At 70.8% G+C, this 8,821-nt stretch carries 7 protein-coding genes; all 7 read left to right on the plus strand.

Annotation, left to right across the window (positions count from 1 at the left end):
• Positions 1 to 190 precede the first annotated feature (190 nt).
• The gene (gene eccD, locus ACFXGN_RS02480) at positions 191 to 1,591 is read left to right on the plus strand and encodes a type VII secretion integral membrane protein EccD (protein WP_384852309.1); all 1,401 of its coding nucleotides are present in this window, start codon (positions 191 to 193) and stop codon (positions 1,589 to 1,591) included.
• A gap of 24 nt (positions 1,592 to 1,615) precedes the next feature.
• Positions 1,616 to 3,079, plus strand: coding sequence for a type VII secretion protein EccB (eccB, locus tag ACFXGN_RS02485; protein WP_384852312.1), 1,464 nt, complete (start codon positions 1,616 to 1,618; stop codon positions 3,077 to 3,079).
• Positions 3,080 to 3,375: 296 nt separating this feature from the next.
• A complete protein-coding gene (locus tag ACFXGN_RS02490; RefSeq protein WP_384852314.1) occupies positions 3,376 to 3,726 on the plus strand; it encodes a hypothetical protein in 351 nt (116 codons plus the stop codon).
• An 83-nt stretch (positions 3,727 to 3,809) separates the two neighbouring features.
• A complete protein-coding gene (locus ACFXGN_RS02495) occupies positions 3,810 to 4,133 on the plus strand; it encodes a WXG100 family type VII secretion target (protein WP_366440704.1) in 324 nt (107 codons plus the stop codon).
• A 100-nt stretch (positions 4,134 to 4,233) separates the two neighbouring features.
• On the plus strand, positions 4,234 to 4,728 hold the full coding sequence (locus tag ACFXGN_RS02500) for a type VII secretion system-associated protein (protein WP_384852318.1): 495 nt from the start codon (positions 4,234 to 4,236) through the stop codon (positions 4,726 to 4,728).
• Positions 4,729 to 4,887: 159 nt separating this feature from the next.
• Positions 4,888 to 8,220 carry an AAWKG family protein gene (locus ACFXGN_RS02505; RefSeq protein ID WP_384852321.1) on the plus strand — a complete coding sequence of 1,111 codons (3,333 nt, stop codon included), beginning with the start codon at positions 4,888 to 4,890 and terminating at the stop codon, positions 8,218 to 8,220.
• Between the two features lie 145 nt (positions 8,221 to 8,365).
• Positions 8,366 to 8,812: a YbaB/EbfC family nucleoid-associated protein gene (locus ACFXGN_RS02510; RefSeq protein ID WP_384852324.1), complete on the plus strand. Its 447-nt coding sequence runs from the start codon at positions 8,366 to 8,368 to the stop codon at positions 8,810 to 8,812.
• The last annotated feature ends 9 nt before the right edge of the window (positions 8,813 to 8,821 follow it).

Raw genomic sequence — 8,821 nt, forward strand, 5'->3', positions numbered from 1 at the left:
GCCCATCCGGTATATCAGTTGAGCGACCCGGCCAGTAATGCGCACCCGCCCGGCGGCGCATTCCCCACCCGCATACGATCACGCGCATACGATGACGCGTCCACCGAGCCGTCGTCCGCCACACCGCCGGGTGCGACGGAAACCCGGGAACCCCACTCGCAGACCCCCGGAAGAAGCGTGAGCAAGGCCGATGACTGACAACCAGGTGGCAGGACTGTGCCGCCTGACCGTACGTGCCCCGGACAGGACCATGGACCTCGCGGTCCCCTCCGACGTCCCCGTGGCCGACCTGCTGCCCGCCGTCCTCGGCTACGGCGGCGACGACCTCGCGGAGACCGGCCTCGACCACGGCGGCTGGGTGCTGCAACGCCTCGGCGGCGAACCGATGGACGAGGAACGCACCCTCGACTCCTACGACCTGCGCGACGGCGAGACCCTCTACCTCAGACCACGCGTCGACGCCCTCCCCGAGGTACAGGTCGACGACCTCGTGGACGGCATCTCCAGCACCATGCGGGACCGCCCGCACGGCTGGTCCCCGGCGGCCGGGACCCGGCTGCTCCGGGGCTTCGCCGTCACCGCCCTGCTCGCCGGGGCGATCGTCCTCGCCCTGCCCGGCGGCTCGCCGGTGGCCCGCGCGACCGGCGCCGCCCTGGCCGGACTGCTGCTGATCGCCGGTGCCGGAGCGGCGAGCCGCGCGGTCGGCGACGCCGCCGCGGGAGCGGCCGTCGGCTTCATGGCCGGCCCCTACCTCGCCCTCGCCGGCTGGCTCCTGCCCGGCGGCGACCTGGGCGGACCGCACGGTCACGAAGTGCTGGGCGCCCGGCTGCTGGCCGCCTGCGCGGCGGGCGCGGGCGGCGCCGTCGTCGCCCTGGCCGCCGTCGGCTCCTTCGCCGCCCTCTTCCTCGGCCTCGCCGTCGTCATGGTCTTCGGCGCCCTCGTCGGCGCCCTGATGCTCGTCACCGACCTCGGACTCCCCGAGTTCGCCGGGATCGCCGCCCTGGCGGCCGTACTCCTCGGGGCGTTCGTCCCCACCCTCGCCTTCCGGATGTCCGGACTGCGGATGCCGCCGCTGCCGACCAACGCCGAACAGCTCCAGGAGGGCATCGAACCCCACCGGACCTCGGTGGTCGCCGCCCGCGCGGTGATCGCCGACGGCTGGATGACCTCGCTGTACGGGGCCGTGGGCGTCGTGTGCGCGGTGTGCCTGGCCGTCCTCGTCCACGACGGCGGCCTCGCCGAAGCCGTCATGGCGGCCGTCCTCGCCCTGCTGCTGTTGCTGCACGGACGGGGCCCGGGGAACGTCTGGCAGAGCCTGTCCCTCATCCTCCCCGGGGCCGGGGGACCGCTGCTGCTGGTCCTCCTCGGCGCCCCGTCCCGCACGGCCGACGGACGGCTCCTGCTCGCCGCGGGCCTGCTGGCCGCCGCCGCCGGACTCGCCATCGCCTCCTGGACGGTGCCCGGCCGACGGCTCGTCCCGTACTGGGGCCGGGCGGCGGAGATCCTGCACACCGCCGCCGCGCTCGCCCTCCTGCCGCTGGCCCTCTGGGTGCTCGGCGTGTACGGCGCCCTGCGCGGACTGAACGGCTGACGGCCCGAACCGGAGGAACGCACAGTGCAGTCCAAGCGCGACCAGGTCCAGGCGCACATGTTCGTCATGGGACGGCTGACCTCGGGCCTGCTGAGGGCCGATCCCGACGCCCCCGAGAGCCCCCAGGGAAGAACCAACCGTGGCATCGCCATCAGCGTGATCATCGCCCTGCTGATCTGCGCGGGATCCTTCGTCTTCGGGCTGCTCAGACCCGGTACGAAGGACTCGTGGCGGGCCGACGGCACGCTGGTGGTCAACAAGGACACCGGCGGTCGCTACCTCTACCTCGACGGACGGCTCCGCCCGGTGCGCAACCACACCTCGGCCAGGCTGCTCCTCGGCCCCGGGATGAAGACCGCCTCCGTCGGGAGCCGGTCGCTCGGCGGCACCGCCCACGGCGCGCCCGTGGGCATCCCCGGCGCCCCGGACGAACTGCCCGGCTCCCTCACCGACGGCCCCTGGCAGGTGTGCTCGGCCACGGACGGCGCCGGGACGACGGCCACCGCGCTGGCCGTGGGGAAGGACCCGGGGGGCGCGGTCCTCACCACCTCCCAGGGCCTGCTCGTCACCGCCCCCGACCGGACCCCCTACCTCGTGTGGCGGGGCGGCAAGCTGCGCCTGGACGTGGCGGGCGGCGCCCGCGAGGCCCTCGGCTACGGCGCGCGCGCGTCCCTGCCGGTCTCCGCCGCCTTCCTCAACGCACTGCCCTCCGGCCCCGACCTGACGGCCCCGGCCGTACCCGGGCGGGGCCGCCCCGGTCCGTCGCTGGGCGGCCGGGACACCCGTGTCGGCCAGGTCTTCCAGGTGTCCGCGCCCGGCGCGGCCCACCGCTACCACGTCCTGCGCCAGGAGGGCCTGACCCCGGTCAGCGCCACCGTGGCCGCGCTGCTGCTCGGCGATCCGGCGACCAGGAAGCAGGCGTACGCGGGCGGCGCGGTGAGCGCCGTCACCCTCGCGGCCTCCGAGGTGGTCGGACGCCTGGCGCCCGGCACCGGCACCGGCGAGCGCGGGGGCCTGCCCGACAGCCCGCCGACGGCGGTCGAGCCCGGCGCCGGGGAAGCGCCCTGCGCGGGCATGGAGTCCGGCCCCGACGGGACACGGGTGAGCGTGTCCCTGACGGACCCCCAGGACCTCGGCAGACCCGCGCAGGCCCCCACGGAGGGGCTGACCCCGGCCTGCGTCACCGTCGACCGGATCGTGGTGCCGCCCGGCGGCGGCGCGCTGGTGCACGCGCTCGGCGCGGACGGCTCCGACCTCGGCAGCACCCTCTACCTGGTGACGGACGGCGGGGTGAAGTACCGGGTGCCGTCGGCGGACGCGCTGAAGGCCCTGGGATACACCACCGGGCAGGCGCGACGACTTCCCTCGTCCCTGCTGTCGATGCTGCCCACCGGCCCCGACCTGACCGCATCGGCGGCGATTTCCGGCCGTGCGAAGGCGACAACTCCGCCGTGTGACACATTCGGAGGGAAAACACGCAACCGCTGACGGGCCCAACTCGTCCTCGCCATCGGCGTATCGACGGTGTATCGACATTTGAGGAACATCTGAGGAACGCCCGAGGAAGAGTCCGCGCAGATCAAGTGGCATGTGAATGAGATGAATTGACGGAGGGTCTGTATAACGGCCTTTCTTCCTGGTAAGCGTTGCTCATGCGGCCGTGACCCTCCTACCATCTTCGTCTGCACCGGCCGGTCGGATGACGGCACTTCGGCGTCCGGCCGCACGGGCCGCGCCGGACCTTCGGGCCCGGCGGTGAGGAACCACCGGAAAGGGGCAAGCCCATGGCGGGCGTACAGAGGGCAGAAGAACAGGCGACGCGGAACGGCATCCAGGCCCTGGAGATGGCCTACTCGGGCGTCCAGAGCCGCAGACAGGACGTCGAGAACACCAAGCACGGCATGACCGCCGCGCTCCAGGGCAGCGACGGTCTCTCCTTCCAGCGCCTGCTGGACAGCTGGGACGAGCACGCCGAGATCATCTCGAAGAACCTCAAGGACATGATCGACCAGCTCAACGAGACGCTCAGGTCCCAGGGCCTGGCCCAGGGCTCGTCGAACGAGGCCATCAACCAGGCGTACTCCCAGTCGCAGAGCGTCTTCGACAACCTGATGGGCAGCACGGAGAACAAGTGACCCGGCCGGGCCGTCCTCCCGGCGGCCCGCAGCCGGACACGCCACCCCACGATCCGCCCCCCCGCAGCGAGAAGAGGACACCGATGTCGGAGAACTTCACCGACGGGCGCATCTACGTCAGTTACGCCCACGTCGACAACGCTGTCGACGACATGCGTCTGCAGACGACCGAGATCCAGAAGATCATCAGCAGCCTGAACGACGAGCTCCAGGCGCTGAAGAACTCCTGGGAGGGCGAGGACCGCGAGGTCTACGACGAGAAGCAGGCGGCGTGGAACAACGCGGTCGCCAAGATGGCCTCCTGGCTCCAGGAGAACGCGGCGACCCTGGACCAGGTGCGCGCGCTCTACACGAGCAACGAACGCCAGCAGACACAGGGCTGGCAGGACCTCAGGGTCGGCCGCTGACCCGCGACGCCGTACGGCGGCCGTCCCACGGAGCGGGTGCGTGGGACGGCCGCCCGTCGTGCGTCACCCGTGCAGGAGAGCCGGAGAGAGGAACGAGGACATGACGGACGGCAAGCCCCCCACCCAGCTCGACAAGGCGTGGATCCAGCGTTTCAAGGACGATGACATCGGGACCTTCCGGAAGCTGCTCACGGCGGTCACCACGGACGGCACCGACCCCGTCGTCCTTTCGACGGGCACCCTGAACGGGGGGAAGGGCGTCCTCGCAGGACACCGGGTGGGGGAGCCGCTCCCGCTCGCGATCGGTGCGCTCGCCACGGACGCGGTGACCAACGGGCAGCACGTGAACGACTCCGTGAAGACCATGGTGGCCACGCTCGACGCGATCCTCCTCAAGCACGTGGAGCTGTTCAAGGACATCGACTCGGCCCTCAAGGAGACGATCGAGTCCCTGTTCGAGACGCAGGGGAAGACCCTGGACATCATCGACGGCCAGAAGCTGTACGACATCTTCGACGACGAGGACGTGGAGACCGACCTCACCTCGCCGCCGGACGTGAAGGGCGGCGGCTCGGGCGGTACGGACAAGAAGTAGCCGCGCGCACGTCCTGACGCAGCCCCGCGCCCGGACCCGTACCCGCCGCACCGCGCCCGTACCCGCCGCCCGGCCGTCCTCTCCGACGCCGTCCCGCACCCGCCCCGCGTCGGCAGCCGCCCGCCCCGCCCCGCCGCAGAGAACCGATGGAGCTCGACCATGGCCGACGAGAAGAACACCGGGCCCGAGGACTACTGGCTGAAGGCCGTCAAGCTCTTCACGGGGTACACGGCGGACGCCCGGCACACGCTCTTCGACGAGATCACCGGCAACCACGGCATCAAGCAGATGAAGGTGGAGATCACCGAGCAGAAGAAGGTCGACTCGATCACGGGCAACGAGTTCGACTGGATGGGCCAGAACGCCGGGTGGAACATCGAGAACACGGACTTCGTCATCCCGTTCTACGTCAGGGGCGGCACCGAAGGGGTCACCTACTACAAGGCCCGCTTCACGCTGCTCGGCTCCAGGACCGCCGACGGCGCGCCGAAGCAGGGCGAGGTCGTCGGTTCGGAGAGCACGAGCAAGTACGGCAAGGAACTCGACGACGGCCATTTCAAGCCGAGCAGCAACGGAACGGTCTGGAACACCTTCAAGGTGACCAAGTACTCCTTCGGCACGGGCCGCGCGCTGGGCGCCCTGCTGCACGACAAGGAAGGCACCATCGGCTTCACCTGGGGCGGGGAGAAGGTCGGGGTCCCCGCCGACAAGGGCGTGCGGCTGGATTCCTTCGACCTGGTGGCGGACTCCTTCGACCGGGTCGCCGGGTTCTTCTGGATGGGCCGGATCCTCACGGACCAGTGGCAGGACAGCGTCAGCTCCTCCCCGAACGACGCCTGGCGGGGGCAGGCGGCCGGCGTCTTCTGGGACCTCGTCCACGAACTGAGGCGGAGGTACGACAACTACTCCGAGGACATGGAGTACGTGGTCGGCACGTCCAAGCAGGGCCGTATGGTCCGGCAGGCGGGCGAAGCGCTCCGGACGCAGACGCAGAACCTGTTCAACGCCTGGGAGAGATGGGCGGACACACAGGGCAACCCGCTGAAGTCCCTCTCCGACCTCCTCACCGAGATCGCCAAGGCGTCCTGGGACACGAACCTGACGCAGGTCGACTCCGAGTACGAGATCTACGGCGACACCGGAGCCTGGGAGTACACCCCCAGGAGCGGCTTCACCTCGCAGGCCACGGACGAGCACGGCAAGACCTACGGCGACATGTCGGAGCTGGACACCTGGAAGAAGGTCGGCGAAGAGGCGATCAGGCGCTGGGAGACGGGCGTCAAGACGGGGCTCTGGGACCCGGCGGAGGAGGCCCTGCGCAATCTGAGCCTCGCGTGGAGTTCGTCGCAGTTCAACCTCGGCTCCCTCAACACCAAGGGGGACAAGGGGATCGGCGATTCCTTCAAGGAGGACAAGGCCTTCAAGCTGAAGAAGGACGCCGACGACAAGGCCGCGAAGGACAAGGCCGACGCGGACGCCAAGCTGGAGAAACTGAAGAAGGACGCCGACGACAAGGCCGCCAAGGACAAGGCGGAGGCGGACGCGCGGTACGAGAAGGACAAGAAGGAAGCGCTCGACCGGGAAGCCAGGGCGAAGGCCGAGGCGGAGGCGAAGCAGGCCGAGGCCGAGGCCAAGCAGGACCGGATCCGCAAGGAGCAGGAGGCCAAACAGGCCGAACTGGAGAGGAAGCAGGAGGAGAAGGAACGGGAGCAGAAGGCCGAGCAGGCGGAGCGGGAGGCGAAGCAGGAGGCCAAGGAGGAGGAGCAGGAGCGGAAGCAGGCCGAACGGGAGGCGAAGCAGGAGCAGCTCCGCAAGGAGCAGGAGGCCAAGCAGGACCGGATCCGCGCCGAACAGGAGGCCAAGCAGGACCAGATCCGCGCCGAGCAGGAGAAGAAGCAGGCGGACGCCCAGCACAGGGCCGAGGAGAAGCAGGCCGAGGCACAGGCGATCCAGATCCAGCAGGTCAGACAGCAGAAGGAGGAACAGCAGAGGCGGGAGAGGGAACAGGAGCGGAAACAGGCCGAACAGGAGGCCAAGCAGGACCGGCTCCGTGAGGAGCAGGAGGCCAAGCAGGACCGGATCCGCGCCGAGCAGGAGCGGAAGGAGGAAGAGGCACGGGAGCGGCAGGAGCAGCTCCGCAAGGAGCAGGAAGCCAAACAGGACCAGATCCGCAAGGAACAGGAGGCCAAGCAGGAAGAGGCGCAGCGGAAGCAGGAGCAGGTCCGCGCCGAACAGGAGCGGAAACAGGAGGAGAGGGAGCAGCGCCAGGAGGAGAAGCAGGAGAAGGCCGAGGCCAGGCAGGAACAGCTCCGAAAGGAGCAGGAGGCCAAGCAGGACCAGATCCGGTCCGAGCAGGAGAAGAAGCAGGACGAGGCGCAGGACCGGCAGGACCAGGTCCGCAAGGAGCAGGAAGCCAGGCAGGACCAGATCCGGGCCGAGCAGGAGAAGAAGCAGGAGGAGTACCGGCAGCGGCAGGAGCAGCTCAGCCGTGGGCTGAACGGCGACCAGGACCGGCCGTCGCACGACATCGGCGGTCCGGGGGACCAGCTCCGCCACGACGGTGTCTCCGGTCCGGTCAACGGCGACGACTCGCTGACCAACCCCGGCGGCAGCGTGTCCCATCTGGACCCCCAGGGCCGGGTGGTGACGGACTTCCCGGACGGCAGCAGGACCGTGGTCGACCCGCACACCCAGATGTCCACCGTCATCAGGCCCGACGGCACCTCGTACTCCGGTCCGCTCAACGCGGGCGACTCGCTGACCAATCCGGACGGCAGCAGGACCCATCTGGACGCGCAGGGCCAGGTCGTCACCGAGTATCCCGACGGCAGCTCCGCACGGGTGGACGCCGACACCGGGGCCACCTCGATCAGCGGCCCGGACGGCACCACGACCACCGGCTATCTCAACGACCCCGACACCGCCCCGGCGGAGTACCGTTCCGGCGCCGACCGCCAAGGGAACGGCGGCCCTTCGCCCATCCCCACCTACGACTACGGCTCCGGCTACGAGGAGGAGCTGTACGACGACTCGCCCTACCGCGAGCCGTCCCTGTCCGGCGCCTCCGACGGAACCGGCGGCGGCACGGGCGGGAACCGGGGCACCCCGCTGAACAGCGGCCCGATGCCGGGCATGGGCGGCAGCCCGGGTACGGGCGGGATGCCGATGGGCGGAATGCCCATGGGAGGCATGGGAGGCATGGGCGGGCAGGGCGGCGACGGACCGTCCGAGCGGGTCCGTAACGTCATCGACGGCGATGTGGTGAGCAACCGCCGGGCCGGGGCGTCCCCGCAGGGCAGGGGAGCGTACGGGGAACGGCAGCCCGTCACCACCAGCGGCGCCCACCCGTTCCCTTCGCCGACGGGAGGCGCCGGGGGGCCGGGGCGGACCGAGACCGAGAGCGGCGACCGTGACCGCGAGGTGTGGGAACCGGAGGACGACGACGTCTGGGGCACCGACGAGGGAGGCGCACCCGCTGTGATCGGCCGTTAGCGCCCGGGAGCCGGCGGGGCGAACACCCGCTTTTCCAAGCCAAGTCGACGCGTCCTGTCCCCGGGTCCCGGGACCGGTCGGGAACCGGCCCGCCGGAGACCGCGTCTACGTGACGATCTTCATTCATCTCTGACGGGAGTGCCCGATGTCCGAGCCGTTGCAGGAGCGCATCGTCCGGGCCATGGCCGAACTGGAGGCCACCCAGGCGGCCGTCGCCCGTGCGCGCGCCGATCTCAGCGAGGCGTCCGCGACCGTCCGTTCCTCGGACCGCGCGGTGGAGGTCACCATCGGCGCCCAGGGCGAACTGTCGGGGCTGCGGTTCTCCGACAACAAGCACCAGAGCATGACGGGCCCGCAGCTGGCCGCCTCGATCATGGAGGCGGTCCAGCAGGGGCGGGCGCTGATGGCGCGCCGGGTGATCGACACCTTCGCGCCCCTCACCGGGCCGGGCCCCGAGGGATCGGTGCGGCGGGGTCTCGACCTCGACTGGAACCAGGTGTTCGGACCGGCGCGGGACGGCGGGAGGCCGGGCGCCCAGGGCCGCCCGGGGCGCGACCGGCTGCGCGACGAGATCGACGAAGACACCGACTGAGCGGCGGAG

Source organism: Streptomyces sp. NPDC059247, from assembly GCF_042754005.1.
In the GTDB taxonomy this organism is placed as follows: Bacteria; Actinomycetota; Actinomycetes; order Streptomycetales; family Streptomycetaceae; genus Streptomyces.